This window comes from Micromonospora tarapacensis, assembly GCF_019697375.1.
GTDB classification, from domain to species: domain Bacteria; phylum Actinomycetota; class Actinomycetes; order Mycobacteriales; family Micromonosporaceae; genus Micromonospora; species Micromonospora tarapacensis.
Genome location: NZ_JAHCDI010000004.1, coordinates 154,887 through 181,298, shown reverse-complemented (window position 1 = coordinate 181,298; position 26,412 = coordinate 154,887). Strand labels below are relative to the sequence as shown.

Annotated in this window: 22 protein-coding genes, 2 tRNA genes and 4 pseudogenes; 13 read left to right on the top strand and 15 right to left on the bottom strand. The window is 69.6% G+C overall.

What is annotated here, in order from left to right:
- Positions 1-15: 15 nt before the first annotated feature.
- A pseudogene (locus KIF24_RS32295) lies at positions 16-885 on the top strand (HpcH/HpaI aldolase family protein); the annotation flags it as partial.
- 120 nt (positions 886-1,005) lie between these two features.
- On the opposite strand, the gene KIF24_RS06890 reads toward KIF24_RS32295, so the two are convergent.
- The 4 genes from KIF24_RS06890 to KIF24_RS06875 are packed head-to-tail and all read right to left on the bottom strand — an operon-like array spanning position 1,006 to position 4,196.
- Positions 1,006-1,785, bottom strand: a complete 780-nt coding sequence (locus KIF24_RS06890) for an SDR family NAD(P)-dependent oxidoreductase (protein ID WP_221087218.1) — start codon at positions 1,783-1,785, stop codon at positions 1,006-1,008.
- 22 nt (positions 1,786-1,807) lie between these two features.
- A complete protein-coding gene (locus KIF24_RS06885) occupies positions 1,808-2,656 on the bottom strand; it encodes a 2-keto-4-pentenoate hydratase (RefSeq protein WP_221083316.1) in 849 nt (282 codons plus the stop codon).
- On the bottom strand, positions 2,653-3,216 hold the full coding sequence (locus KIF24_RS06880; protein ID WP_221083315.1) for a hypothetical protein: 564 nt from the start codon (positions 3,214-3,216) through the stop codon (positions 2,653-2,655). The genes KIF24_RS06885 and KIF24_RS06880 overlap by 4 nt, the downstream gene beginning before the upstream one ends.
- A complete protein-coding gene (locus KIF24_RS06875) occupies positions 3,213-4,196 on the bottom strand; it encodes an SAM-dependent methyltransferase (protein WP_221083314.1) in 984 nt (327 codons plus the stop codon). The genes KIF24_RS06880 and KIF24_RS06875 overlap by 4 nt, the downstream gene beginning before the upstream one ends.
- 371 nt (positions 4,197-4,567) lie before the next feature.
- Here KIF24_RS06875 and metK point away from each other — a divergent pair, with 371 nt between their 5' ends.
- Positions 4,568-5,761 (top strand): methionine adenosyltransferase, encoded by a 1,194-nt coding sequence (gene metK, locus KIF24_RS06870; protein ID WP_221083313.1) that lies wholly within the window; start codon positions 4,568-4,570, stop codon positions 5,759-5,761.
- A 16-nt stretch (positions 5,762-5,777) separates the two neighbouring features.
- On the top strand, positions 5,778-6,761 hold the full coding sequence (locus tag KIF24_RS06865) for a carbohydrate kinase family protein (RefSeq protein ID WP_221083312.1): 984 nt from the start codon (positions 5,778-5,780) through the stop codon (positions 6,759-6,761).
- A 105-nt stretch (positions 6,762-6,866) separates the two neighbouring features.
- Here KIF24_RS06865 and ilvD read toward each other — a convergent pair whose 3' ends face one another.
- The 3 genes from ilvD to KIF24_RS06850 form a co-directional block, all read right to left on the bottom strand.
- Positions 6,867-8,567 carry a dihydroxy-acid dehydratase gene (gene ilvD, locus KIF24_RS06860; RefSeq protein ID WP_221083311.1) on the bottom strand — a complete coding sequence of 567 codons (1,701 nt, stop codon included), beginning with the start codon at positions 8,565-8,567 and terminating at the stop codon, positions 6,867-6,869.
- Between the two features lie 57 nt (positions 8,568-8,624).
- A complete protein-coding gene (locus KIF24_RS06855; protein WP_221083310.1) occupies positions 8,625-10,019 on the bottom strand; it encodes a cation:proton antiporter in 1,395 nt (464 codons plus the stop codon).
- Between the two features lie 75 nt (positions 10,020-10,094).
- The gene (locus tag KIF24_RS06850; RefSeq protein WP_221083309.1) at positions 10,095-10,958 is read right to left on the bottom strand and encodes an adenosyl-fluoride synthase; all 864 of its coding nucleotides are present in this window, start codon (positions 10,956-10,958) and stop codon (positions 10,095-10,097) included.
- Positions 10,959-11,257: 299 nt separating this feature from the next.
- Between KIF24_RS06850 and KIF24_RS06845 the strand changes: the two genes are divergently transcribed.
- The 3 genes from KIF24_RS06845 (at position 11,258) to KIF24_RS06835 (ending at position 13,564) form a co-directional block, all read left to right on the top strand.
- Positions 11,258-12,043, top strand: a complete 786-nt coding sequence (locus KIF24_RS06845; RefSeq protein WP_221083308.1) for a YmdB family metallophosphoesterase — start codon at positions 11,258-11,260, stop codon at positions 12,041-12,043.
- Positions 12,040-12,885, top strand: a complete 846-nt coding sequence (locus tag KIF24_RS06840) for a cyclase family protein (RefSeq protein WP_221083307.1) — start codon at positions 12,040-12,042, stop codon at positions 12,883-12,885. The genes KIF24_RS06845 and KIF24_RS06840 overlap by 4 nt, the downstream gene beginning before the upstream one ends.
- A gap of 91 nt (positions 12,886-12,976) precedes the next feature.
- A complete protein-coding gene (locus tag KIF24_RS06835) occupies positions 12,977-13,564 on the top strand; it encodes an adenine phosphoribosyltransferase (protein ID WP_221083306.1) in 588 nt (195 codons plus the stop codon).
- Between the two features lie 25 nt (positions 13,565-13,589).
- Here KIF24_RS06835 and KIF24_RS06830 read toward each other — a convergent pair whose 3' ends face one another.
- Entirely contained in the window at positions 13,590-14,318 is a 729-nt protein-coding gene (locus tag KIF24_RS06830) for a hypothetical protein (RefSeq protein ID WP_221083305.1), read from the bottom strand.
- 173 nt (positions 14,319-14,491) lie between these two features.
- Positions 14,492-14,704, bottom strand: a pseudogene (locus KIF24_RS34335) (Mur ligase domain-containing protein); the annotation flags it as partial.
- Here KIF24_RS34335 and KIF24_RS35295 point away from each other — a divergent pair.
- Positions 14,672-14,755 (top strand): annotated as a pseudogene (locus KIF24_RS35295) (tyrosine-type recombinase/integrase); the annotation flags it as partial. The pseudogenes KIF24_RS34335 and KIF24_RS35295 overlap by 33 nt on opposite strands.
- Before the next feature lie 2 nt (positions 14,756-14,757).
- On the opposite strand, the gene KIF24_RS06820 reads toward KIF24_RS35295, so the two are convergent.
- The 4 genes from KIF24_RS06820 to KIF24_RS06805 form a co-directional block, all read right to left on the bottom strand.
- Positions 14,758-14,834, bottom strand: a tRNA-Ile gene (locus KIF24_RS06820).
- Positions 14,835-14,984: 150 nt separating this feature from the next.
- On the bottom strand, positions 14,985-16,682 hold the full coding sequence (locus KIF24_RS06815) for an insulinase family protein (RefSeq protein ID WP_221083303.1): 1,698 nt from the start codon (positions 16,680-16,682) through the stop codon (positions 14,985-14,987).
- A complete protein-coding gene (locus KIF24_RS06810) occupies positions 16,679-17,629 on the bottom strand; it encodes a tetratricopeptide repeat protein (protein ID WP_221083302.1) in 951 nt (316 codons plus the stop codon). Before KIF24_RS06810 ends, KIF24_RS06815 begins: the two co-directional genes overlap by 4 nt.
- Positions 17,630-17,791: 162 nt before the next feature.
- Positions 17,792-17,864, bottom strand: a tRNA-Asn gene (locus KIF24_RS06805).
- A 274-nt stretch (positions 17,865-18,138) separates the two neighbouring features.
- On the opposite strand from KIF24_RS06805, the gene KIF24_RS06800 reads away from it, so the two are divergent.
- From KIF24_RS06800 to KIF24_RS06795, 3 genes are all read left to right on the top strand, one after another.
- The gene (locus KIF24_RS06800; RefSeq protein WP_221083301.1) at positions 18,139-18,528 is read left to right on the top strand and encodes a hypothetical protein; all 390 of its coding nucleotides are present in this window, start codon (positions 18,139-18,141) and stop codon (positions 18,526-18,528) included.
- A gap of 159 nt (positions 18,529-18,687) precedes the next feature.
- A complete protein-coding gene (locus tag KIF24_RS34960) occupies positions 18,688-18,993 on the top strand; it encodes a MarR family transcriptional regulator (protein ID WP_407939895.1) in 306 nt (101 codons plus the stop codon).
- Complete coding sequence (locus KIF24_RS06795; protein ID WP_407939894.1) at positions 18,957-19,895, top strand: ROK family protein; 939 nt, start codon at positions 18,957-18,959, stop codon at positions 19,893-19,895. Before KIF24_RS34960 ends, KIF24_RS06795 begins: the two co-directional genes overlap by 37 nt.
- 72 nt (positions 19,896-19,967) lie before the next feature.
- Here the strand turns inward: KIF24_RS06795 and KIF24_RS06790 are convergent, their stop codons facing one another.
- Together KIF24_RS06790 and KIF24_RS06785 are read right to left on the bottom strand one after the other, a co-directional pair.
- A complete protein-coding gene (locus KIF24_RS06790) occupies positions 19,968-20,975 on the bottom strand; it encodes a sugar phosphate isomerase/epimerase family protein (protein WP_221083300.1) in 1,008 nt (335 codons plus the stop codon).
- A gap of 204 nt (positions 20,976-21,179) precedes the next feature.
- Positions 21,180-21,401, bottom strand: a pseudogene (locus KIF24_RS06785) (3-keto-disaccharide hydrolase); the annotation flags it as partial.
- A gap of 144 nt (positions 21,402-21,545) precedes the next feature.
- Here KIF24_RS06785 and KIF24_RS06780 point away from each other — a divergent pair.
- From KIF24_RS06780 to KIF24_RS06770, 3 genes are all read left to right on the top strand, one after another.
- Positions 21,546-22,169, top strand: coding sequence for a hypothetical protein (locus KIF24_RS06780; protein ID WP_221083299.1), 624 nt, complete (start codon positions 21,546-21,548; stop codon positions 22,167-22,169).
- A 429-nt stretch (positions 22,170-22,598) separates the two neighbouring features.
- The gene (locus KIF24_RS06775; protein WP_221083298.1) at positions 22,599-23,291 is read left to right on the top strand and encodes a hypothetical protein; all 693 of its coding nucleotides are present in this window, start codon (positions 22,599-22,601) and stop codon (positions 23,289-23,291) included.
- Positions 23,273-26,404 carry an SGNH/GDSL hydrolase family protein gene (locus tag KIF24_RS06770; protein ID WP_221083297.1) on the top strand — a complete coding sequence of 1,044 codons (3,132 nt, stop codon included), beginning with the start codon at positions 23,273-23,275 and terminating at the stop codon, positions 26,402-26,404. The genes KIF24_RS06775 and KIF24_RS06770 overlap by 19 nt, the downstream gene beginning before the upstream one ends.
- The last annotated feature ends 8 nt before the right edge of the window (positions 26,405-26,412 follow it).

Here is a 26,412-nt window from a genome sequence, read left to right as displayed (position 1 = left end):
CGGGCGGAGGCACGGATGTCCGGTCAACCACCAGTTCGCCACGCCCTCCAGTTGGCGCTCGACCGGAGGGACAACATGACGGGCCCGGAACCGACACGGGATCCCGATCCCACCGCCGAGCTGCCCGGCTCCACCGCCGGACGACATGGCGCAGCCCCCGACCGACCGGCCGCCACCGCGCCGGTCGGTCGTCACGGGCTGCGCAACCGGGTGCGGACCGGCGAGAAACTCCTGGGCACCTTCAGCGTGATTCCCTCCACCGAGATCGTCGAGCTCATCGCTCTCGCCGGTTTCGATTTCGTCATTCTGGACATGGAGCACGGGCCGTACACGTTGGATCTGGTGCGCCAAGCGCTGCTGGCCGCCGCCGCACACCAACTCCCGGCCGTCGTCCGCGTCACCGACAACAGCGCGGCGGCCATCGCTTCGGTACTCGACCTGGGTGCGGACGGCGTACTGGTGCCACAGGTGGGCTCCGCCGCGACCACGAAAGCGGTGGTCGCGGCGGCACGGTTCGCGCCGCACGGTAGCCGCGGCAGCAACCCCTGGGTTCGCGCCGCACGGTTCAGGGGCGACCCCGGGTGGCTCGCCCGCAGCAACGAGGAGACCCTGGTCATGGTGATGGTCGAGGGCGTCGAGGCCATCCGTAGCATCGACGACATCATGGCGGTCGACGGACTGGACGCCGTCTTCCTCGGCCCGGTCGACACCTCACACGCGCTTGGTCTCCCCGGCCAACCGGACCATCCCCTGGTCCTGGAGACACTGACCGCCGTCGCGGCCAAGGCCAACTCCGTGGGTATGGCCACCGCGGTGTTCGCGCCAGCGGCACTGCGGGCCCGCGACTGGTGGGAGCGCGGTCTGGGGCTGGTCGCCTGCGCGGTCGACAGCCGGATGATCCTGGACGGGCTGAGCGAGGTGCGCCGCGCGGCACACCCTGAGCAGCGCGGCGCCGCGCTTCGGAGAGGGGCCGCCGGCGCCGCTCGACGGTCTCTTCCCCGGGCGCTACTGCGCGAGATATCCGCCGTCCACCGGCAGCACCGTGCCGGTGATGAAGGCTGCCTCGTCCGAGGCCAGGAAGAGCATGGCGTCGGCCACCTCGTCGGGCTCACCGAAGCGACCCATCGGGTGCATCCGCGCGATGGACTCCAGGTACTCCGGTCCGCCTGGTTCGTCAGCCAACGCCTGAACCCGGTCGGTGCGGATCGTACCCGGAGCGACCCCGTTGACCCGGATGCCAGCGGCGGCCCACTCCACTGCCAGATGCATGACCAGACCGGTGGCGACGAACTTTGCCGGGCCGTACGCCGCCTGGCCCTTCTGCCCGGCCAATCCGGAGATCGACGAAACGCAGACGATCGCGCCCCCGCCGGCACCGCTCATCTGCTCGATGGCGTACTTGCAGGTCAGGAACATTCCCCTGCCGTCAACCGCCATCACGTCGTTCCAGTCCTGGACCGAGGTGTCCAGGATCCCCGCCAACGGGATGATCCCCGCATTCGCGATCGCCACATCCAACCCGCCGTACCTGCGTACCGCCGCCTCGACCATGGAGCGGGCACCATCCGGGTCGGACACGTCGGCGGTGACCAGTTCGATCTCCGCCACCGGAATCACTGCGGGCAGTTCCCGCAGTGCCTCACCGTCGATGTCGCCCGCGACGATACGGGCACCCGCGCGGGCGAACCCCGCCACAGCGGCCCGGCCGATACCCTTCGCCGCGCCGGTGACCAACACTGACCGGCCGGCGAACCGGCCAGCCGCAGAGCGTTCTCCAGACACCATCATCAGCTCCGTCCCGTTGCTGTCAGCACAGGGTCACGGCCAGCCCGGGCTGGCCGAAGGACTCGACGCGGAAGACGTCACCGGCCCTGACCCGCAGCGAGCGGCCCAGTGAGCCGGACAACACGATGTCCCCCGCCGCCAGCCCCACGCCGAAGGAGCCGAGCTTGTTCACCAACCACGCCACGGAGCGGGCCGGATGCCCAAGGGCCGCGGCGCCCACCGCCTCGATCGTTGGCTCTCCGTTGTGGTGGACGACCATGCCGAGCGTGCCGAGATCGGCGTAGCGCAGGGCCCGCTGCCACGGCCCCACCGTCATGCCTCCATACGAGGCGTTGTCGGCGATGGTGTCCGCCAGCTTGATTTTCCAATCGTTGATCCGGCTGTCGATGATCTCGACCGAGACAGCCACGGCCTCGGTGGCGGCCAGCACCTCGATCGGCGTCACCTCGGTACCACGGACGGGGCGACCGATCAGGAACGCCAGTTCCGCCTCGGCCAGCGGTTGGATGAACACGTCCGCAGGAATCTCGGTGCGGCCGTCGCGCGCCGGGTAGAACCGCGACGACCAGACGCTGCCGTAGTCGGGCTCGGAGACCCCCATCTGCTCCTGCATCGCGCGGCTGGTCAAGCCGATCTTGCGACCGATGATCTGGTCGCCGCGCTCGACCCGCAGCTCACTCCACCGGGCCTGGATCGCGTACGCGGTCTGCGCCGAGGTGAGCCCCTCGCTCTCGCTCAGCGGCGCGATCGTCGTGCCGCTCTCCCATGCCTGGTCCAACCGACGGGCGACCGCGTCGATGTTGAGCGGCGCGACGCCGTCGAGGACATCGTCGGCGCCGACAGTGCCGGCGTCCCGGCGCAGTTCGCTCATGGGGTGATCCTCACGATCAGGGTCGCTGCGTCGGGGCCTTGCGCCGTCCACGTGCCGGGTACGACCGGGAGCCGGTCGCCGGGTTCGCGGGGAACTGGGAAGAGGAGTTGTCCGGCGTGCAGTCCACCGGCCGTCGCGGCGAGCCACTGCAGTTGAACGATCAGGTCGGCGTGTTCCGCGGGACGCAGGACCGATCGTGAGGTGCCGTGCCACAGCGACACGGAATCCTCGGCCTCCGGTTCCAGCAGCCGATCGCCGAGCAGGACCCCTGTGGCGGCCTCCCGATCGTTCACCACCAGGATGGCGACGCAGCGACCGGCGATCGCGAGGGCCACGGCACCGGGCCCGGCACCGGGCCGAATCTCGTCGGCCAGCACCGCGGCGAGTTGGGGCCGCAGATACCGCCCGCGCAGGGCGGCCTCCGCGAGCGGACCCGCGAGATGACCGGTGCGGCTGATCGACCGGAAGCCGACAGGCTTCGCCGCCCCGGACGGTCTGCCCGCGATCATCTGGTAGCCGAGGCATGATCGGGCTTCGGTCGCGAGACCGACGGGCTTCACGATGCCGGCTTCCGGCCGAGGATGATCAGGCCGCCCGGCATCCCGTCACGCAACACCTCGGCCACCTCGAACCCCCCGTCGGTCAACGCCTCGGTCCACTGCTGCGCTGTGTAGAGAATCTGCGACATGACGGCGTGCACATAGGCGAACTCGGGGGTGAACCACTGCCGAGACGAGACTCCGCCGTCCGGCGGCTCGACCTCGGCCACCAGCAGGTGCGCGCCGGGGGGCAGCCGGTCGGACAGCTCGCGCAGGTAACCGACAAGCGCCTCGCGGCCCTTTCCGAGGACCTCGTGCAGCAGGAAGAAGGTGACGACCAGGTCGGTCTCGGCGAGTCCCGGGATGCGATCGAGGTCCTCGGCGTCGCCCAGGACGATCTGCACCCGCTCCCGCATTCCGGCCCGGTCTACCGCCACCTCGGCGAGTTGGCACGCCTCAGGGCTCAGATCGACACCGACCCCGGAGGCGCCGAACTGTTGGCACGCGAGCAGCAGGAACCGGGCGTTGCCGCAGCCGATGTCCACCATCCGGGTGAAGTCGATCCCCTTGAGCAGGCCCACCGCGTAGGGCACGACATCGGCCCGGCCGAGCATGGCGGCACCGCCGGCAACCCACTCACCGTCGCGGGTGTAGTCGAGGCCGTACCGGGCGGCACCGGTGACGAACCTGTCCAGTTTGGACAATGGCCGGCCGTAGCCGCCCACCAGCCACACCAGGTAGCCCTTGTCCGCACAGATCTCCCGGCCATACTCGGTGAGGGCATACCCGCCCTCACCTGCGTGCACCACGCCCCGGTCCACCAGGTACCGCAGGCTGGCTACGAGCAGTTTGGCGGCCTCGGGTGCCCGATCCAGCACGATCTCATCGGAGAGGCCGTCCCGCTCCAGGGTGGCGAGCAGACCGCCGATCTCCAGCCCGGCGAGCACGTTGCTGAGCGCGTAACCCTCGAACAGGTCGAAGGCCGGCCGCCGATCGGTCAACGGTGACGAGGATGGCGCGGGTATACGGTGCGTCGACACAGTCCCCTCCAGGAAACTCCGAATCCGGGTCGTGCCTCAGCCGGGCGAATGGTGACGGCTGAGCACGGTCGTCAGTGACACGGCGCCTGCGGTCCGGCGGCCCGGTCCCGCCCAATTTTGCGGCATTACCGAGGGCTCAGTGAACCTCCGAAGGGAACAGTCCGCTACGAGGAACGTGCCACCGTGTCTGCTACTTCCCTCCGATGCTCCGATTCGAGGCGAAGGCAACACTTGACGGCAGGTCTCGCATCCGAGATCCCGTTCATGACGGCAGCGCCCAGCGCGATGACGGCGTCGCCGCGGCGCCTCTGTGACATCCGTGGAGGTCTATTGTGCCTTACCGTCTTTTTACCTCGGAATCGGTTACAGAAGGGCACCCGGACAAAATCGCCGACCAGATCAGCGATGCACTTCTCGATGCCTTTCTCCTCGAAGACCCGCACAGCCGAGTGGCCGTGGAAACACTGATCACAACCGGGCAAATCCACATCGCCGGCGAGGTCACCTCACATGCCAGTGTCGATGCCGCGGAGGTGGCCCGGGCACAGGTACTGCGAATCGGGTATGACTCGTCGGCAAAGGGCTTCGACGCCCGTACCTGCGGTGTCAACGTCGCGATCGGACGGCAGTCGCCAGACATCGCCCAAGGCGTGACCCGGGCGTACGAGTCCCGCAGTGGCGATGATCCCCACGCGGTGGACCAGCAGGGCGCCGGCGACCAGGGCATGATGTTCGGCTACGCGTGCACCGACACTCCCGAGTTGATGCCGCTGCCGATCACGTTGGCTCACCGCCTCTCCCGCCGGCTGTCCACCGTTCGGCGCGAGGGCGCGATGCCGTATCTCCGTCCAGACGGCAAGACCCAGGTCACCATCGCCTACGACGGGGTGCGCCCGGTCGCGGTGGAGACCATCGTCGTCTCCAGCCAGCACGCGGCCGACATCGACGTCGAGGGGCTGCTGACCGAGGACATCCGCAAGCACGTGGTGGAGCCGGCCCTGGCCGAGCTGACGCTGCGCGCGGACGAGTACCGGCTACTGGTGAACCCCACCGGTCGGTTCGAGATCGGGGGGCCGATGGGCGACACCGGCCTGACCGGACGCAAAATCATCATCGACTCGTACGGCGGCATCTCGCGGCATGGCGGAGGGGCTTTCTCCGGCAAGGACCCGTCGAAGGTGGACCGCTCCGCCGCCTATGCGATGCGGTGGCTCGCCAAGCACGTGGTCGCCGCCGAAATGGCGACACACTGCGAGATCCAGGTTGCGTACGCCATCGGCAAGGCGGAGCCGGTGGGTCTGTTCGTGGAGTGCTTCGGCACCGAGAAGATTCCCGTCGACCGTATCCACGCCGCGCTCACCAGCGTCTTCGACCTGCGCCCCGCAGCGATCATCCGCGATCTTGAACTGCTACGCCCGATCTACGTGCATACGGCCGCGTACGGCCATTTCGGCCGTGCCGAAGACACCTTCACGTGGGAGCGGACCGACCGGGTACCGGCTCTGCGGGCTGCGGCCAGCCTGTGAACGATAGGGAGCTGTCGTGACCATCATCGTCACCGGGTCGATCGCCGTCGACCACCTCACGTCCTTCCGAGGCCGCTTCGTCGACCAGTTCGTACCGGACTCCCTCGACCGGGTGTCGCTGTCGTTCCTGGTCGATTCGCTCGACGTACGCCGCGGTGGGGTCGCCGCCAACATCGGCCTCGGCCTGGCCCGACTGGGCCTGCGGCCGGTGATCGTCGCCGCCGCCGGCGTCGACTTCGCCGACTACCGGTCGTGGCTGGAACGCAACGGCCTGGACGTGTCGTTCATCGCTGTGTCCGAGGAGCTGCACACCGCGCGTTTTCTCTGCACCACCGACCAGGACGGCAACCAGATCGCGTCGTTCTATCCCGGTGCGATGACCGAGGCTCAGAAGCTGGAGCTGCGCCCAACCGTCGAGCAGGTGGGTGGCACAAACCTGGTGATCATCAGCCCCAACGATCCAGCCGCGATGCTTCGGCACACCGACGAGTGCCGGGCCAACGAATACCCGTTCGCCGCCGACCCCTCCCAACAGTTGGCCTTCATGCGCCCGGCGGACATCTGTCGCCTCGTCGACGGTGCCCGCTACCTGTTCACCAACGAGTACGAACACGCTCTGGTGCTGCAGAAGACGGGGTGGACCCAGCGAGAGATCCTCGCCCGTGTCGGCACCTGGGTAACCACCCTCGCCGCCAAGGGTGCCCGGATCGAGAGCCTGGACCACCCGGCGGAGGAGGTCTCCGCCGTGGCGGTCGACGCCGAGATCGAACCGACCGGCGTGGGAGACGCGTTCCGGGCCGGGTTCCTCGCCGGCGTGAACTGGGGCCTGCCGGATGTCAGAGCCGCACAGCTCGGCTGCGCGTTGGCCGCACTGGTGCTGCGCACGGTCGGTCCACAGGAGTACGACATCCACCCGACGGCATTCGCGAACGGGCTCGCCAGCACCTACGGTCGGACCGCGGCGTCCGAGATCGGGCAGCGGTTGCCATGGGCCAGATGACCCGCTGACGCAAGACCGACGTCGGGTGCCGTCCGGAGGGACGGCACCCGACGGGTGTGGGGACGTGACGCCGGGCGACGGCAGGATCCTCCACCCAGAGCGGTCTCAGTCCAACCCGAGCGGGCCCGGTGCCGGCATGGTGCCCATGACCGCGCCATGCGCCGCGGACGAGACCAGCGCTCGGTACTTCGCCAGCACCCCGGTTCGGTAGCGAGCGGTGGGCTCCTTCCAACCGGCCAACCGGGCGGTCAACTCCGCGTCGTCGATGTGCAGGGTGATGGTGCGGGCAGGTACGTCGAGCGTCACCAGATCGCCGTCGCGAACGGCCGCGATGGGACCGCCGACCGCAGCCTCGGGCACCACGTGCCCCGCCATCATCCCGCGGGTCGCACCGGAGAACCGCCCGTCGGTCACCAGCGCGACGCTCGCACCGAGGTCGCGGCCGACCAGCGCGGCCGTGACCCCCAACATCTCGCGCATGCCCGGCCCACCGCGCGGCCCCTCGTACCTGATCACGACCACGTCACCCGCCACCACCTCGCCCTGCTGCACGGCCGCCATCGCCTGCTCCTCGGTCTCGAAGACCCGGGCCGGGCCGGTGTGTTCGAGAGCCTGGTAGCCGGTGACTTTGACCACGCAACCGTCGGGGGCGAGGTTGCCGTGGAGGACCACCAGTCCGCCCGTCGGCTGCAGCGGTTCCGTCACCGTTTTCACGACGACCTGTCCCGGTGTCTCCTCGGCGAGCTCGGCCTCGTCGCCGAGCCGACGACCGGTGGCGGTCAGCGCGTCGCCGTCGAGCAGGCCGGCCCGCAGCAACCGGTCGGCTACCAGTCTGCTGCCGCCGGCCGCGTCGAGGTCCACGGCCGTGAATCGCCCGTACGGCTTCAGGTCGGTGATCACCGGGACCCGCCCGCTGATCCGGTCGAAGTCGGCGAGGCTCAGCGGCACTCCCGCTTCTCGGGCTATCGCCAGCAGGTGCAGGACGAGATTGGTGGAGCCGGCGGTGGCGGCGCCGACGACGATCGCGTTGGCGAAGGCGGCCGGCGTCAGGATTCGGCTCGGCACCAGCCCTTCCGCCAGGGCCCGCATGACGAGTCTCCCGGCGTCGAAGCAGACCTCCGCCCGCCGGTCACTCAGCGCCGGCGGCCCGGCGGAGCCCAGCGGCGACAGGCCGAGGAACTCCATCATCATGGCCATCGTGTTGGCCGTGTACTGCCCCCCGCACGAGCCCGCACCGGGGCAGGCGACGGACTCCAGCTCGGCCAGGTCGGCGTCGCTCATACGGCCGGACGCGGTCGCACCGACCGCCTCGAAGACGTCCGCGATGGTCACCGGCGTGCCACGGAACCACCCCGGCTGGATGGATCCCGAGTAGACGATCACGCTGGGTAGATCAAGTCGAGCGTTTGCCATCGCCGCGGCCGGGATGGTCTTGTCGCACCCGACGATCGACACGATCGCGTCGAACATGTGGCCACGGGCGACCAGTTCGATCGAATCGGCGATGACCTCGCGGCTGACCAACGAGGTCTTCATTCCCTCCGTACCCATCGTGATCACGTCTGATATCGCGATCGTGTTCACCTCGACCGGCGTACCTCCCGCGGCGCGTACCCCGCGCATGACGTGCCCGGCCAGTTCCCGGTGGGTGAAGTTGCACGGCATGGTGCCGATCCACGAGTGCACCACCGCGACCATCGGCCGACGTAGATCGTCCTCGGTGTATCCGATCGACCTGGCGAAGGCCCGCATCGGTGCGCGATCGCGCCCCTCGAACAGGGAGTACGCGGGTGAACGGTTCGACATGGTTGCCCTCCATGATGGGATTGGTGGTACGCGCACCGACCGATGGCCGCCATCGGATCACCTGGCCAGGTGCGCACTCGACGCGTCGGCTGTTTCCGAGACCCGCTCCCGGTCGCGTAGGGCCGACAGCCGGCGTTCCAGCCAGAACCCGGCCATCAGGGAGGTCAGCACGGAGAGCAGCACCATCGAGGTGAAGAAGGACTCGTTGACCACCCCGGCACTCAGAGTCACTGTGGCCAGCACGATTCCCGGACCACCGCGGGCGTTGAGCGCCACCGAGAGGTCTACGGAGCGCCCCATCGGCTGCCCGGCCAGCAGTGCGCCAACGAAAACACTGATGGCCTTCAACACGCAGCACACCAGGAAGAACCAGGCGAAGAAGATCAGGTCGAGGTTCCGGGCAAGGTCCAGGTTGAGCCCGACCGTAAAGAAGTAGATTGGGATGAAGAAGGCTGTCGAGAACTGGCGGATCGCTTCCCAGGATCGGTCGCCCTCGTCGATCCGCTGCCGGGCGTCGGCCCGCGCACCGTCTGCGGCACCCTCGGCCGACCGCGCCAACGCCTGCTGGTCGGCTCGGCGCGCACACAAGCCGGTCAGCAGCGCGCCGAAGATCGCGTTGATACCCAACAAGGTGCAGATCAGGACCGCGACCAGCAACAACACCAGCCGGTACGCCGCCGAGCCGCGGCGCGAGACCATGCCGAACGGGCCATGAAGGAGCCAGCGGAACAGCGCCGTCCCCCAGATCAGAAACGCGCTGAGGAGGAGGATCGTGACCGTGACGTGGTACCCGACCGACCAGGCGGTGTCCTCGATCCCGGTCAGCACCCAGAGCCCGAACTCGGTGGAGGGCGAATTCGCCAGGCTGAGCACCACGGCGAGAACGATGTAGAGCACGACGTCCTCGATCGCCGCGACACTCAGCACGATCCGGGCGAAGGATTCCCGCAGCAGGCCCAGATCGAGCATGATGCGGGAGATCACCGGAATGCTGGTCACCGCGACGGCGATGGCGAAAACCAGGGCCGTCGTCAGCCGCGAGCCGGCCGGGCCGGTGAGGTTCTGGTGGTCGATGGCCATGACGATGGCCAGTCCGAAGACGAAGGGCAGCACCAGTCCGCTGGTCGAGACCAGGCCAATCGTGCGTCGGTCCCCGGGTTTGGAGTGGACCCGGATCTCGCTGCCGGTGACGAACATCAACAGCAGCAGGCCGAGCTGCCCCAGCCCGGCGAGGATCGCCGCGACGGCGCCGCTCTGTGGGAACAGCGCCTGTTTCACCTCCGGTGCCAGCAGACCGAGAACAGTGGGGCCGCACACCAGTCCGGCAAGGATCTCGCCGATGACCGCCGGCTGCCGGAACCGGGCGAAGAGGTTGCCGACAGCCTGCGCGGTGAAGACGACGATCGCGATGGTGGCCATCAGCATCGCGACTTCGAACGTGGTGAGCGTCATGCCCCCCCCTCAGGGTGACGGGCGTAGCCGCCGGCCTCGCCGACGACCACGCCCGGTGAGATGCGCCGGACCTGTTCAGGCCTTGCGCACGGAGACCGCCATTCCGGCCTTGAAGTTGTAGGGGTACGCCAGCGACGCGGCGTTACGCGCCAACGAGAGGTAACCCCGGCTGTTGATGTAGATGACCGGCTCACCCACCGAGCCGGCGTCGGCGAAGGTCGGGGAAAGCGGCAGGTCGAAGGTGAGCGTGTTGTCCAGCACGACCTTGAGCTGGGTCGAGTAACGGATACCGGCCTTCTCCAGATCGGTACGGTGGACGTTGGTCCAGACGTTTCCGAACGGATGGTCGATCGCGGTCACCTCGCCACTGAGCACGCCGTTCGACTCGGTGCTCGGGCGCGGCCGCGAGAATCGGACGATTTCGTGGTCGGCCAACGGCCGACCGACTTCGTTGAGCGGGAACCCCGCGGCCAGGTGTCCCGCCGGAATCGCCACCATCTCGCGGCTGTAGAACGTCGGCTCCGGGTTGGTGGGAATGACCTTCGTGTTGCTCACCTCGTACGCCTCAAGGTAACCGTGCTCGTCGATCACGCTGGTGAGCAGGCCGTTGTTGGGCGCGATGTAGATGTAGGAGCCCTCGGACCGGACGAAGCCCTCGCCCGAGCCGGCCCACTGTCCCCGTGCGCCGCCACGGGCCGCCTGCTTGATGCGGATCGCCACCGACCGGGTGCCGGTGCCGGTGGCCGGGTACGTCGTCGTGGCGAAGACGGTGCCCTCAGGGAAGAAGCGCGGCAGGTCGACGATGTAGCGGGCGCCCTCCTCTACGTCCCACGGAGTCATCGAATGACATACGTCGACGACGGTCACGCTCGGGCAGATGCTCAGCATGAGCCCCTTGCACTGTGCGACGGAATCGTCGGTCGTGCCGAGGTCGCTCATAAAGGCGATAATTGGCCTACCGTTTGTGGACATGGACCTGGTTCCTTCCCGTTGCGCTGATCCCAGGATGCGGGTGCGGCCATTCCGGCGACCGTGGAACGAAGCTAACCACGACGTGCTTCATCGAACAAGGGCGTATCTCGGGCGCTGTTCACGGCGTCGCAAAAGGGTGTAGCGGCGACACCACCATTGACGCATTATCACTACCCCCGTAAGCCGATTCCAGATTGCCGGAGAATGCCGACAATGAACCTGGGGCCGCCTGGGCCACGCGCCGACACACGACGGAGGCTGAATCGATGATCGTGCTCTTTTTTGGCGACATCGTGGGCGAGGAGGCAACCGCCCACCTGGCGAAGCGACTACCCGAGCTACGCGCCGACCATCACGCCGACCTGGTGATCGCCAACGCCGAGAACTGCGCGCCCAACGGCCTCGGGATGGCCAGCAAGCAGGTGGAGCTGCTGTTCGCCAGCGGCGTCGACGTCGTCACCGGAGGCAATCACTCCTGGGACAGCGGCGAGTCGGTCAAGCTGCTCGAACACCCGAGGGTTATCCGCCCCTTCAACGTCGGCACCGTGGTGCCCGGCCGGGGGAGCACCCATCTGGAGGTGGCTGGCGAGGAGGTGACCGTGCTCAACCTCGCCGACCGCTGCGCCATGCGATCGGTGGTCGCCACCGCCGGTCAGGTCGAGCCCGCGTACCACGGAGGTTGGCTGAAAGCGCCGCGGAACGGAACAGTCATCGTGGACTATCACGGTGACCACGTGATCGAAAAGAAGATCTTCGCTCGCGCCGTCGACGGCGAAGCCGCCGCGGTACTGGGCACACACACCCACGAGCCGACCCTGCCCCTGCACATCCTGCCCGGCGGTACCGCGCTCGTCACCGACGTCGGCATGACCGGACCGGAGGGAGGTGTCCAAGGCTTTGCCTACGACAGCTTCGTGACCGGACTCAAGACCGCCGGGGACCCGATGACCCTGCCCCTGCCCTCCCCGCTGTCCGGTCAGCCGATCACGTTGGGTGGCGTGGTGTTGGAGATCGAGGATGGCCTCACCCGGAAGTTGGCGAGGCTGTCGTGAGCAGCCCGCAGCCGAACCCACTCGCACCGATCGGGCTGCCGAACTGGGCCGTCGTCGATCTGACGTTGCCGATCGCCGAGGATCTGCCGTGTCATTGGGCGACCCATCAACCGTTCCAGGTGAAGACCTGGAACTGGTTCACCGACCACCGGCATCCGGCCGCGACGGCGTTGGCGCGAAACGGGCCGTACGCGACCCGCTGGATGGCCATCGACGAACACACCGGCACCCACCTGGACGCGCCGTGCCACTTCATCCCGCCCGAGGGCTCGGGGTTGCCCGACGCCGGTCCGGCGGGATCGGTCTCCGTCGAGCGCGTCGAGCTGAGTCAGCTCATGGGCGGATGTGCGGTGATCGGGGCCGGCGCGACCGCGTCGGAACCGCACGGTACCCGGGCGGGGATGAGCCCTCTGATCAACCCTGAGGTCATCGAGGCGTGGGAGGGCCAGCACGGCCGGTTGCGCCCCGGGGAGATCGTCCTGCTGCACACCGGCTGGGACCGGCACTACGTCCGCGGCGAGGAGGGGCAGCGCTACGTGCACGACGTGATCGTCACCGCCCGGCAGCCGGGCTGGCCGGCACCATCGGTCGCCGCGATCGAGCTGCTCCTGGACCGGGGCGTCCGCTGCGTCGGCATCGACGCCCCTTCGATGGGGCCAGCCCACGACGGACGACCGACCCATGTGGCCGCCCTGCGTACCGGTGCGGTGTTCGTGGAGTGCCTCACCGGCCTGTCGAAGTTGCCGGCACGCGGTGCCTGGTTCTGTTTCCTACCGCTCAACGTCGAGGGCGGCACCGGTGCTCCCGGCCGGGCGGTGGGCTTCCTGCCTCCCTCGGGCTGACTTGCGTCCTCGGCCCACCGGCACCATGTCCGTCGTCCGCTCGAACCGCCATCTGTCCGCTGAAGCACCGCGTCCGACATCGGAGGTTGTCATGGCATCACACGCGCAGGTCGAATCGTCGGAGGTCCCCGGCACCTCACTGGCCGAGCAGTTGGCGGGGGTCATCCGGGTATTCCCCGACTTTCCCAGCGCCGGGGTGCTGTTCCAGGACCTCGCCGGGGTGTACGCCGCCCCGCAGCTCATGCGTGCCACCGGCGCACACCTGGCAGACGCCTTCGCCGGGAAGGTTGACGCGATTCTCGCGGTCGAGGCCCGCGGTTTCGTCGTGGGCACCGCCGTCGCGCTGGCCGCCGACCGTCCCCTGCTGCTGGCACGCAAGGCGGGAAAGCTACCGGGTGCGACCCACGATGCCGACTATCAGCTGGAGTACGGCCTCGCCACGTTGCAGATCCAGCGCGGAACTCTCGCGCGAGGTCAACGTGTACTGATCGTCGACGATGTCCTGGCCACCGGTGGCACCCTGACCGCAGCGGCCTCCCTGGTGGAGCGGGTCGACGCCCAGGTAACCGGCTTTGCGGTCGTGCTCGAACTGGCGATGCTCGACGGGCGGTCCCGACTGGCACCGAGACGCCTGGTGAGCGGCCTCACCGTGGGGACGGTGCCTCCGGTGGACGCCTGACCTGCGCTGCCGGACGCGGGGCGTATCAGACCTGGTCTCCGTGTCCAGCCACCCGGCGTCGGGAAAGCTCGATCATCCGCGCCTGCCATGCCTCGTTGAGCTGCTCGGGCCACTCACCCCGCAGCGCGACGCACCGGTAGTGGGTGTCCTCCCCGGCCACGTGAAGCGTGACGTGGACCGGGAGGGTCAGCGGGTGACCGGCGGCGATCACCGGCACGTCGGTCAGGTCGGGCAGTCCGTCCAGTTCACGAACGAAATTGATCGCGTCGACCAACAGTCCCCGTAGCGCTTCGTCCGACTCCTGAGATTCGCTGTAGGCGGAGACCGCCAGCCTGATGGTGCGGTGGACAAGACGCCTCCGCCACAACCCTTTCCACCTGCCGACGCCACCGGCGCCTTTCTCAGAGAGCATGGCCACAGCGCTTTTGAGGCGTTCGCCGGTGGCACGATCCGCATGCCGTAGGCTTTCCCGCGCGGCGAGAATTGCAATGAGCGGGCCAGTCCGATCGCTGTTTTCGAGTCGCAGTCCGACCAGCCACGGCACGAGCCCGATCAGGTTCAGGCGGCGTTCGTCGCTAGTCGCGTCGTTGACCACCTGGGCCAGGGTTACCAGGGCCCGGTCCAGGTGTGCTGGACAGGCAGTCCACGGCCCGCCGGGCAGAGTGCTGGAGAGTTCGACAAGACATCCGCCCTTGGCCGGGTGGATATGGCTTCCACGCATCAGCACCGGAACGTGGTAAACGGTGCCGGCCATAGTAGCACCTCAATTCAGGCGATCGGTCAAACTTTATCTTCCAACTCACTGTATGTCGCCCTCGTGCGAGGTGTCCACCACGGTTTCCAGCATCACGAGCAAATAGACGCCAGACGACCTCAAATAAAGAATCGCCATCCAAAAGAGTAGATCGATCACCAGGAACGGACGTCATCCGCGGCTTGGGTGGCGTAGTCGTGCCCGTCGACGCGCTCACCGGGCAGCGCCACGAACATCCCGCCGGGCTCCACGCGCCGGCTGTCGAACACCACCGGAGCGGTCACGGTGACGTCCTGGGGGCGTCTGAGTGGGTCGAGCCCAACTGGCCGTCGGACTACTTCGATCGATTGGTACGCAAGGCGGGCTTGCCGCCGATCCGCCTGCATGATCTACGCCACGGCGCTGCCACGATCGCTCTCGCGGCCGGCACCGAGATGAATGGTGGGGCGGGCGGGGCTCGAACCCGCGACCGAGGGATTATGAGTCCCCTGCTCTAACCGGCTGAGCTACCGCCCCGGTACCGGGCCGGATCTTATACCGCCCAGTCGATCACCGGTCAACGAACCCTTCGACCTCCCCGTGCGGTCCGACGGTTGGCGAGGTCGGACGCCGTGGGCGAGCGTCGCGCTGTTCCGGTCGGAAGGAGTCGGTGTCGACGGTCTCTCGTCACCGGCGTCGCCCCCGCGCCAGCAGCACGACGGGCACCGCGAGGATAACAGCGAGCAGCCAGCCGACCACGCTCACGCCCCAGAGCAGGGCCTTGTCCTCCTCCGCGGTGGGGCTGATGAACATGCCGATGGTGAGCAGCAGGGCGAACCCGCCGACCGTCAGGGTGGCGAGACCACTGAGCACCATCAGCGGCACCTCCCACCAGGCGCGCCTGGTCCGGGCCTGGTGCTCGCGGGCCTCGCGCAGGGCGCGTGGTTGCGGGATTCGCTCCGGGTCGCGGGGTGGCATCCTGACCTGCCGGTCGGGCGGCACGCCGTTGTCGATGACGGTCATCGCCGCCGGGCGCACGTCGAACAGGGTCGGCTCGATGTGCAGCACGATGGCGTCGGCGCCGATCAGCTGCCGGGCGCCGTCCGGCCAGGCGAGCATGACGGCGCAGTCGGCGTACGCGACGGTGAGCGTGCCCCCGGCGCCGAGATGGCTGACCCCTTCGGGGCCGATCCGCAGCCGGTTGTCGTCGTCCCGTGAGTGGTAGGTGGTGCCCGCCGCGACCGACTCCGAGGTGGTGGGTGCCGCGGTGAAGCCGGCCCAGTCGGCGCGGGTGCCGTCCGGCACCATCAGCAGCGCCGAGGCGGACACCTCCCGGGCCACCTCGTCCAGGTCCGCCAGGGTGATCGCCTTCAGGTCGGCCCGGTGCTCGTCGACGGTGCGGTTCGGCTCGCCGGTGAGCAGGTTGAACGCGTACGCGGGCAGCCGCGCGGCGTCGGCCTCGACGGTGGAGTACATGTCGACCCGCTTGGCCACCGCGGCGTCGAGGTCGCTCTGCTCGATCCGGCCCACCCGCAGCTTGGCCAGCACGTCGATGAACCCGCCGAGCACGGCGTCCTGCTTCTCGGCGAGCGCGTCGACGAGCGCGCGCAGGTGGGCCTGGCCGTCGCCGCGCGGCTCGTACCCGGTGGTGGTCGTGTAGGAGAGCCCGGCGTCCTGACGCAGCGCCCGGAACAACTCGCGCTCCAGCACGTCGGCGAAGATGCTCGCGGCGGCCCGGCGCCGCACGACCGCGTCGAGCACCACGGCCTGCGCGCCGTGCACGAAGTACGCCGGGGTGCTGGGTAGCGCCGAGGAGGCGGCCGGTACGGGTTGCCGGGCGCCGGCGGGCAGCGTGAGGCGCAGTCCCTCGGGCACCCGGTCGCCGGCGATCCAGAGCACCGCGTTCTCCCGGGTGAACCAGCGGGCGGCCCACTGGCGCAGGTCCTCGGCGGTGAGCGTGCCCAGCCCCCACTCGGGGTAGCTGCTCAGCCCGTGGTCGCGGGCGCCGTGCCGCCACAGCGGGAGGTCGTCGGTGGGTCCGCCGCCCCGGCTGCTCCACTCGGTGCGCAGGATGTCCTTCTCGACCTCCAGTCGCCCGGTGGGCAGGTCGGTGAGGTTGGCGCAGACGGCGGTCAGGAACGTGGCGATGTCCGGCGCGGAGCCCTGCATGTGGAAGGTGGTGAAGACCGGCCCGGTAGCACCGTTGAAGTGGTAGTCGGCGGTGCCCAGCGGCGCGAGGGCGAGATGTTCGAGCAGGTGGGTGATGCCGTGCCGGGACAGGGTCTCGTCGGCGGTGCCGACCCGGAAGGTCAGCCCGGCGCGCATCGGCCCGCCGGTGGCGGCGAGCACGGTCGGCACCCCGTCGGTCTCCAGGTGCTGGATCACGGCCGGCCACCCTTCGCGTACGCCTTCTCGCGGAACCGCTGGAACTGCGCCACCTCGTCGCCGAGGTAGCCGAACATCGACTCGTCGCCGAGGTGGCCGAGCGCGGCGAACTGCTGTGCCGCCGGGGTCCACTCCTCCATCAGGCAGAACGCGAAGGCGAAGGTGCTGCGCACCCACACCCAGCCCCAGCCGTTGCGGTGCTCGGGATGCCAGATCGAGCGCTGCGCCGCCTCGTGGATCTCGGCGCGTACCTGCTGGCCGCGCAGGAACTGACTCGCGGCGCGCAGGTTGCCGTGGTCGAGGGCCTGTTCCAGGTGCGCCTCGACGACGAGTACCGCGTTGGGGGCGCCGGGGGGTGCCGCTTCGGCGCACTCGCGGGCCAACGCGTGGGTCTTCTCCCAGCTGCCGCTCCACTTGGGACAGAACTGCTGCAGCAGTGAACTCTGTGCCGGCAGGTGGTGCGGGTGCCCGGCGGCGAGCCGGTCGTAGCGGCGGCGGGCCTCGGCCTGGCCGAGTTGCAACCCGCGGGCGCTGGTGACCCGCTGCGTCCAGGCCGCCGCGTCCTCGGGGTGGCGGGCGGTGACGTCGATCAGCACCTGCTCGGCGCGGCGCAGGTGGTCGAAGAACTGGTCGAACTGTTCCCGGCTGACGTGCTGCGCCCGCTCGGCCGACCGGATCCGCCAGCCGGCGCGGATCAGGTGCGCACCCAGCATCGCACCGGCCAACGGATCCTCCGGCTCGTCGGCCAGCACCTTGCGCAGGAAGTCCTCGGCGTCCGGTGCGTCGCCGACCTGGCCGACGAGGAACGTCCGGCCGTGCGGTTCCTGCCCGTCCACGAGCGCGCGCAGGGCCGGCCAGTCGCGGGCGGCGAGCGCCGCGCGGGCCTGGCCGACCTCGGGGTACGCCGCGGCGGCGTCGAGGTCCGGCGGCGGGAGGGGTGCGGGCATGGCGAGGATCATAGGTGATCATCTTCGGGACCGTGGCCCCGGATTTCAGGTCTGTCGCAGGTGCCGCAGGACCGCTGCGGCGGTGCGCCATCCGCTGGCCAGGGCTCCCTGGAGATGGCGAACGCCCACCGGAACGGGCCGGTGGGTGCCAAGAGAGAAAGGCTCCCCCGTTTGGACTCGAACCAAAAACCTGCCGGTTAACAGCCGGCTGCTCTGCCAATTGAGCTACGGGGGACTGCAAGGCCGCCGGGAACGGATCTCTCCGCGCTGCGCGCCGGGCACTAGACTACAGGATTCCGGGGCGTCTTGGTCCAGGGGGTTGTCCAGCCGCGCCGGGCCCGCGGCATCCGGACTGAAGGGATAAATCGCCATCACGACACCAGGAGGTATGAGCGGAGAGCAGGATGGGTAGTTAGCTGCCGAAGACAGGACGCAGGCGCGAATTGGTCGGTCCCGCCACCGGATCCCCGGAGCGGGACGACGGCGCGTCAGGTACGAAAGGAGCCGCCATGCGCGGAAAGATCATGTTCCTTGGCGGGCTGGCTGCAGGGTTCGTCCTGGGCGCCCGAGCCGGCCGGGAGAAGTACGAGGAGTTGGTGGTCCAGGGCCGCAAGGTGCTCGACCACCCGACCGTCCAGGAGGCGGCCGGCGTCGCGCAGGCCCAGGCGACCCGGCTCTACCACGAGGGCAAGGACAAGCTCGGCCACTCCAAGTTGGGCGAGAAGCTGAACCAGAACGACAAGCCGGCGCTCACCCCCACCGACGACACCCTCGCCGGCACGCCGGCGACGGCCGGCGCGAAGTCGGGCTCCGGCTCGTCGGGCACGGCCGCCAGCTCGACGTCCACCACCCCCCGCAGCAAGCCCTCCAGCTCCGGCACCGCCGGCAGCACCGTCTAGTCACACGTCGACGGGCCCGACCGCAGTCGTGGTCGGGCCCGTCGTCTGCGTGCTCCGCGGGCGGCAGGCGGGTGCGGCCGGTCGAACCCGCGCCCCCGTCCCCACCGGCGGTCCGTTGACGGGATGTGGCCCTGGCCGGCACAGGCTCGAAACACCCTGGTGGAAGACTCCGGTCGGGAGGTGGTGGTGATGGCCCTCGTCCGGCCGGAGAACCCGCAGCAGGCACGGCTGGTCCGGTTGCTGCGCGACGACGGTCCCCGCTCCCGGGTGGAGTTGGGCGACGTGCTCGGCCTGTCCCGGACGACCCTCACCGCGGAACTGGACCGGCTCGTCGCGCGAGGACTGGTCGAGACCGCCGGGCCGGCGGCCTCCGCGGCGGGCGCCGCTCGTCGTTGCTGCGCCTCGCCGGCGGGGTCCGCTTCGCCAGCGTGGTCCTCGCGGCGGACCGGATCACCGTGGCGGTGACCGACGGTGAGCTGAACGTGCTCGCCGAGACCGGTGAGCCGGCGGACGTCCGTGGCGGGCCGGAGCCGGTGATCGCCCGGGCCGTGGAACTGCTCGGGAAACTCCGCGCCGAGTTGGGCATGGCCGAGCTCACCGGGGCCGGCATCGCCCTGCCCGGGCCGGTCGACGGCGGCACCTCCATCGCGCCGGCCATACTCCCCGGTTGGCAACGCTTCCCGGTCCGCGACGCGTTCGCCGCCGAGCTGGGCTGCCCGGCACTTGTCGACAACGACGCGAACGTGCTCGCCCTCGGCGAGCAGCACGCCGGGATCGGCCGCACCTTCGACGACTTCCTCTACCTGAAGCTCGGCACGGCGATCGGCTGCGGTCTGGTGCTCGGCGGGTCGCTCTACCGGGGCGCCACCAGCAGCGCGGGAGACATCGCCCACCTGCCGCTCGGCGACGACGGCCCCACCTGCGTCTGCGGGGAGGTCGGCTGCCTCGAGGCGTACTGCGGCGACGCCGGGTTGGTCAGGTCGGCGCTGGCGGCGGCACGCTCGGGCCGGTCCGGCCCGCTGGCCGACCGGCTCGGGGCGGCCGGCACGCTCACCGTGCCGGACGTCGCGGCGGCCGCGATCGCCGGCGACCCGGCCGCGCAGACGCTGGTCCGGGACACCGCCCGTCGCCTCGGCCAGGTGCTCGTCGGCCTGGTCAGCTTCTTCAACCCGGGCATCGTGGTGATCGGCGGCGCACCGGACGGGCTGGGGCACATCCTGCTCGCCGAGGTCCGGGGCGTGGTCTACCGCCGGTCGGCGCCCGTGGCCACCGGCACCATGCCGATCGTCCTCTCCGACCTGGCGGGCCGGGCCGCGGTGATCGGCGGGGCCCGTCTGGTCAGCGATCACGTCTTCACCGCCGGCTGACCCGCCCCGGGCGTCGGCCGGGCAGCGGGTCGCGGGGTCCGGCGGTCGCCGGACCCCGCGCTCCAGGTCGGCTCAGTCCTTGCTGCTGAACGCCGCGTCGAAGGCCGCGTCCGGGGCGTCGAAGGCGAGCCGGCGGACGAACTGGAGTGCCTCCGGTGCGCCGACCAGCCGGTCCATCCCGGCATCCTCCCACTCGACCGAGATCGGCCCGGAGTACCCGATCGCGTTCAGCGCCCGGAAGCAGTCCTCCCAGGGCACGTCGCCGTGACCGGTCGAGACGAAGTCCCAGCCGCGCCGCAGGTCCGCCCAGGGCAGGTGCGAGGCGAGCCGGCCGCGTCGCCCGTCGCCGGTACGCACCTTGGCGTCCTTGCAGTCGACGTGGTAGATCCGGTCGGCGAAGTCGAAGATGAAGTTCACCGGGTCGAGTTCCTGCCAGACGAAGTGGGACGGATCCCAGTTCAGCCCGAACGCGGGGCGGTGCCCGATCGCGTCGAGGGTCCGCTTCGTCGTCCAGTAGTCGTAGGCGATCTCGCTCGGGTGCACCTCGTGGGCGAAGCGCACCCCCACCTCGTCGAAGACGTCCAGGATCGGGTTCCACCGGTCGGCGAAGTCCTGGTATCCGCGTTCGATCATCGACGGCGGCACCGGCGGGAACATCGCCAGGGTGTGCCAGATCGACGAGCCGGTGAAGCCGACGACGGTGTCGACGCCGAGCTTCGCCGCGGCCCGGGCGGTGTCCTTGATCTCCTCGGCGGCCCGCTGGCGTACCCCCTCGGGCTCGCCGTCCCCCCAGATCCGGGCGGGCAGGATGCCCTGGTGCCGCTCGTCGATCGGGTGGTCACAGACCGCCTGGCCGACCAGGTGGTTGGAGATCGTGAAGACCTGGAGGTTGTGCTTGGCGAGCGTCTCCCGCTTGCGTTCGACGTACGCCTCGTCGGCCAGGGCCTTGTCGACCTCGAAGTGGTCACCCCAGCAGGCGATCTCCAGGCCGTCGTAGCCCCACTCGGCGGCGAGCCGGCACACCTCGTCGAACGGAAGGTCGGCCCATTGGCCGGTGAACAGCGTGATCGGTCGCGCCATGTGTCCTTCTCCCCTGTACGTGCGTGTGTTGGGGATTCCGTACCTGCGTGACCGGGGCGAGGATGACCGGATGCCGGCGGCCGGAGAAGGTGTGCCGGTGGGCGCTGTCGCGCCTGGGACCGACGGGTTGCGCCTCCCGCCGGTTCACCGGCCACCTCGCGGTCGCCGCCTTCACTCTAGGCGGGCGGCGCGCGGTTAAAAAGGGTTCAGGAAGACCTGCAACCGCTCCCCCTCGACCAGCAGCTCGTAGGTGTTCCACTCGCCGGGCGGGTTCAGCGCGGCGTCCCGGGCGGTGAGGTCGGCGGACTTGAATCCGTAGACCGCGCCGGTGGTCCGGTCCGCCGCGTCGGTGGCGTCGATCTGCACCTCGTAGCCGTTGCTCACCGCCGAGTTCGGGTCACTCGACGGTGGGAAGCCGAGGAAGACTGGCATCGACCTTCACCTCTTCGGTCAAAAGTGGGGTGATCACAGTGCCCCGGCCGCAGCGAACTCGGTCGATTGACAAGCCCATCCACGCCAGTAAGATCACTGTCAGTCGAGTACCGAGTACGCGACCACACGGGGGCAACATTGAGAATCCACACCAGAAGAATCAGACGGGCGCCTGACGCCGAGAGGCCGGCGCCGCCGCGACGCGACATCGCGGACGGCCCGGCGGGGCGAGGACGGGACGGACCACATGCCGCCCGCGCCGCCCGGCGCCGCCTGCGGCGGCCCACGGCAGCGCTGCTGAGTGGGGCGGTCCTGCTGTCGAGCGGTGGCTGCGTCGACTCGGCCGCCGAGAACGCCCGGGAAGAGATCACCGCGCACATCGACCAGGTCGCGGCCGACACGACCGAATGGGCCCAGAGCGACCGGGCGAGCGGCGACCCACCCGGTATCCGGGACATCCTGGACCACATCGTCGCCACCCTCGACGCCAACGCCCGCGAGCTGGGTGCGGACGTGCGGAATTCCGACGTCGAGGGCACCGGTTCGCTCGGCGAGGTGCAGGTGGCACTGGAAGGCACCGGTTCGGGCTGGCTCTGGTCCCAGGATCAGGCCCGCTACGTCTTCTGCGCCCGCTTCGAGGTGACCCGATCGCCGGGCCAGCCACGGAAGGTGTCGGCAGAAATCGTCGACTGCCCACCGGGCGCCGTTCCGTCCGGATGGAATCCGACGGGACCGGCCACCCCCGCCACCACACCCTCCTGACCGGTAGCTGACCTACCGCTCACCGTCACGCCGTTTCCCCGGCGCGCCGGCCGATCGACCCTGCCCGATTCGGCGCGTCCGCACGCGGTCACCGCCCACGGGTGTCGTCCGCGCGCCCACCGCAGGTTCGTCCTGCCCCCTTGCTCCGCGCCAGCTCCGGCGCGGTACCCCAAGTAGGAAAGAGGAGCGAATGCGCACCCGAAAGCCCCAATGGGCCGGTCCGGCCTTCGGCGGAACCCCCCGCCGCAGGCTGGCCACGACGACCGCGGCCTTGCTGGTCGCGGCCGGACTCAGCGTGGTGACCACCGGCCCCGCCCAGGCCGCACCGGCTACACCCCCGCCACGCCGACCCCCGCGCCGGGCGCCGCCGAACCAGCCCCGCAGCCCGCGCCGGAGATCGCCCAGGTTCCCGCCGAAGACCGGGACGACGTGCTGCCGGACGGCTGGCGGTCGTCGACGGACCTGGCCTTCACCACGTCCGGTGACAGCAGGGGATTCCACCTGCTGGTGGCCGAAGCCCGGACCGGCTACACGTGGCGGACCGTCGCCACGCTGAGCGAACCGACGATCAGCAGCGAACAGTGGATCGGGCACGCCTGCCTGACCGCGTCCGGCCGGCGGGCGGTGGTCGTGTACCAACCCCGGCACTTCACCAACCGGACCCACCTGTTCGACCGGGGTGCGTTCTCCGCCGTGGTCGACATCGCCACCGGCGAGGTGACAAAGCTCGGCCTGAACGTCAGCATCGCGTACTACAACCCGGGCTGCGGCAACGGTGAGACCGCCACCCTGACGCAGGGCGGCGCGACCGACCTCGGCCGGACCCGGGTGCACCTCGTGGACACCGAACGGGGCACCGTCGTCCGGCGGCAGCAGCTCCCCGGCCAGGTGACCTCCGCGATCCCGTACGGCGAGAACATGGCCGCGGCGGAGGGCGGCCGGATCTTCCGACTGGACCGTGACGGTTCCCGACACACCCTCGCCCGCACCCGCGGTGTCGGCGCCTACCTGCGCCCGGACTCCGCCGGTGGGCTCACCTGGTTGGAGGCGGCGGACGACGAGACCACCGTGGCCCGCCGGGTGCACGGGGTCAGGTGCGCGAGTTGGCCCGCGGACCGTTGACCCGGGTCGGCCTCGCCCGGGGCACGGGTGGCCGGGTCTTCCTGACCGGGCATCCCACGTCGACCGGCGCACTGCCCGCGGTGGTCCAGCGGGTGGCCGTGCCGAAGTCGACCGAGCTGTCCACGCTCGGCCAGCTCGCCCTGCGCCGCGCCCCCGTGACCAACGGGACCGCGGCTGCGGTGCCGCCGACCGGAGAGGCGTCGGGCCTTCCGGTCGCCCTCCGCGCGGAGGTGTTGGCCACCGGCGAGCAGGTCGACTTCCGGGTGGCCCTCGGCGCTCGGGCAGGCCGGCTGGTGGACACCGGTCAGCGCAGCGACCCGCAGATGAAACGGGCGTACCGGACGGACGGCGACATGCGTGCCCAGGCCAGCGGCTCACCGACCGAGCCCGTCGAGGCCGAACGCTACTGCTCCGTGCCGCGCAACGACGTGCGCACGCAGGTGGAGCAGCCGCACTGGCGACAGGTGGAGTGGGCGGCGAACCTGGCGGTGCAGGGAGCGCTGACCGTCCAGCGCCCGGCGAACTGGCGGCAGTCGGGCCTGCCGGCCTGGTCACCGCAGGGAATGCTGCCACCGATCCCGCTCGCCGGCGGTGGCCGGGTGCCCGCGCAGGTCATGCTCGGCATCCTGGCCCAGGAGTCGAATCTGTGGCAGGCGAGTTGGCACGCCCTCGAAGGGGTGCCTGGTAACCCGCTGATCGGCAACTACTACGGCATCGAGGGGGAGAAGGGCTGGAACATCGACTGGACCGACGCGGACTGCGGCTACGGCGTCGGTCAGGTCACCGACGGGATGCGGATGGCCGGCCGGGGCAAACCGGGCGAGGTGATCCGCCCGGCCACCGAGCAGCGGGCGATCGCCGTCGACTACGCCACCAACATCGCCGCGGGTCTGCGCATCCTGCAGGAGAAGTGGAACCAGACCTACAACCTGGGCATCCGCATGAACGACGCCGATCCGGCCAACCCGGAGAACTGGTGGGCGGCCATCTGGGCCTACAACACCGGGCTCAACCCGCAGGCCAGCACCGGAGGGACGGGCTGCTCACCGGGGCCCAACTGCACCGACGACCGGGGCAACTGGGGCCTCGGCTGGTCACAGAACATCGCCAACCCGGAGTACCCCTTCACCCGCACACCGTTCCTCGACGGCCATGCCGGGGGTGGTTCACCGGGTGACGCCGCCCACCCCAGCGACTGGTCGTACCCGGAGAAGGTGCTGGGCTGGGCCGCGTACCCGATCGTCAAGTACGACTTCCGGACGCCCAGCGAGTACCACGCCGGCTACCTCCAGGCCTGGTGGGTCGACCCGCTGCACCGCTCGCAGTCGATCAAGCCACCGCTGGGCACCTTCTGCACCAGCGCCAACAACTGCTCGGTGACGCCCACCTCGACGTCGTGCGGCTACAGCGACTACCACTGCTGGTGGCACTGGCCGGTTGACTGGAAGGCCGGCTGCCAGGTGGCGTGCGGCTACGAGAACCTCCGGTTCGGCCCCGGCGCGGCCGAGCCCGCGCGGGGAACGCACTATCCGCCGAGATGCGCGATCAGCGGTCTGCCCGCCGGGGCGCTGATCGTCGACGACCAGCCCAGCTCGGTCGGGATCGTCCGCTCCGACACATGCCCCACGCCGGTGACCAACAACGGCACCTTCAACCTACAGTTCAGTGGCAACGCCGCCGGCCTGTACCCGTCCAAGGTCGACTTCCACCAGATCGGCAGCGGCCTCAACGGGCACTTCTGGTTCGCCCACGAGCAGAACGCCGCGTCCGAGCTAACCGACCGCCTCAAGGTGACGGGCACCTGGCGTCTCGGCCGCAGCCTCAACCAGTGGGCACGGGTGTTCGTGCACATGCCGACTCACGGCGCGCACAGTCAGCAGGCGCACTACACGGTCGACCGCGGGGCGAACATCACCAGCAACCGCCACAAAACCCGGGTGGTGGGCCAGCGCCAGGGCCTGAACCGGTGGGTGCCGCTGGGCACGTTCCAGTTCAACGGCGTCCCCCAGGTGTCACTGAGCAACATCACCCGGGACCCCAGCATCGGTGTCGAGAACGTGGCGTGGGACGCCATCGCGATCGTGCCGCTGGCGCAGAAGCCACGCAACTTCGTGGTCGCGCTGGGGGAGTCGTACTCCTCCGGCGAGGGAGCGGCCACCGACGCGTCGACCGACTACTACCACGACTCCAACCACAACGGGGGTGGGATCCCGGAGAACCGGAACGGCTGTCATCGCTCGCAGCATGCCTGGTCACGCCAGGCGTGGTTGCGGGACGACCCGCAACAGCGCTCGATCGGCACCAGATCGGACGCCTTCGACCCCACGATGGACTATCACCTCGTCGCGTGCTCGGGGGCCCGGACGCACAACCTGCTGCCCAGCGGGTCGAATCCGATCAGCGGGGTGCAGGTGTCCGACCCCTTGACCGGCGCCCCCTTCCAAAACGCCTGGGGCACCACGGCCAGACCCCACGACCGTGAGGTGTCCCAGCTGGACAAGGGGTTCCTGGACGAGAACACCACGCTGGTCACCGTCTCGATCGGCGGCAACGACGTGGAATGGTCGGCGGCGATAGAGAACTGCATCCTGTCACCCATTCCGTGCCAGGAGTCGGACATCAACGGTCACCGGGCAGCCGACTATCTGCCTCGGCTCATGGACCAGGAAGGCCGCCAGTCGGTCGCCACCGCGCTCCGCGCGATCCGCGTGATGGCCCCGAACGCCCAGATCATGCTCATGGGTTACCCACAACTGTTCTCCAACGACGCGAATTGCGTCGAGTGGCTCGGTTACGGGATCAGCGACTCGGAGGCAGCCTGGACCAACCAGTTGGCGGTCGAGTTGTCCGACGTCCTACGCGAAGTGGCCATCGCGGCACACAACAGCATCGGCCGCGTTCGCTTCGTCGATCCGATCATCAATGGCGACTTCGCCGGGCAGGGGGTCTGCGGTGACCCCGAGACCATCCATGGGATCGTCGCCGCCAAAACGGCGGGCGAAGACCATTCGAAGCTCCAGAATCCGTCTCAGCAATCCTTCCACCCGAAGATCAGTGGAGCGACCAACTTCGCTCGGGCACTGAACCGCGAGTTCCGCAACATCGGTCTTTGATGCCCGGT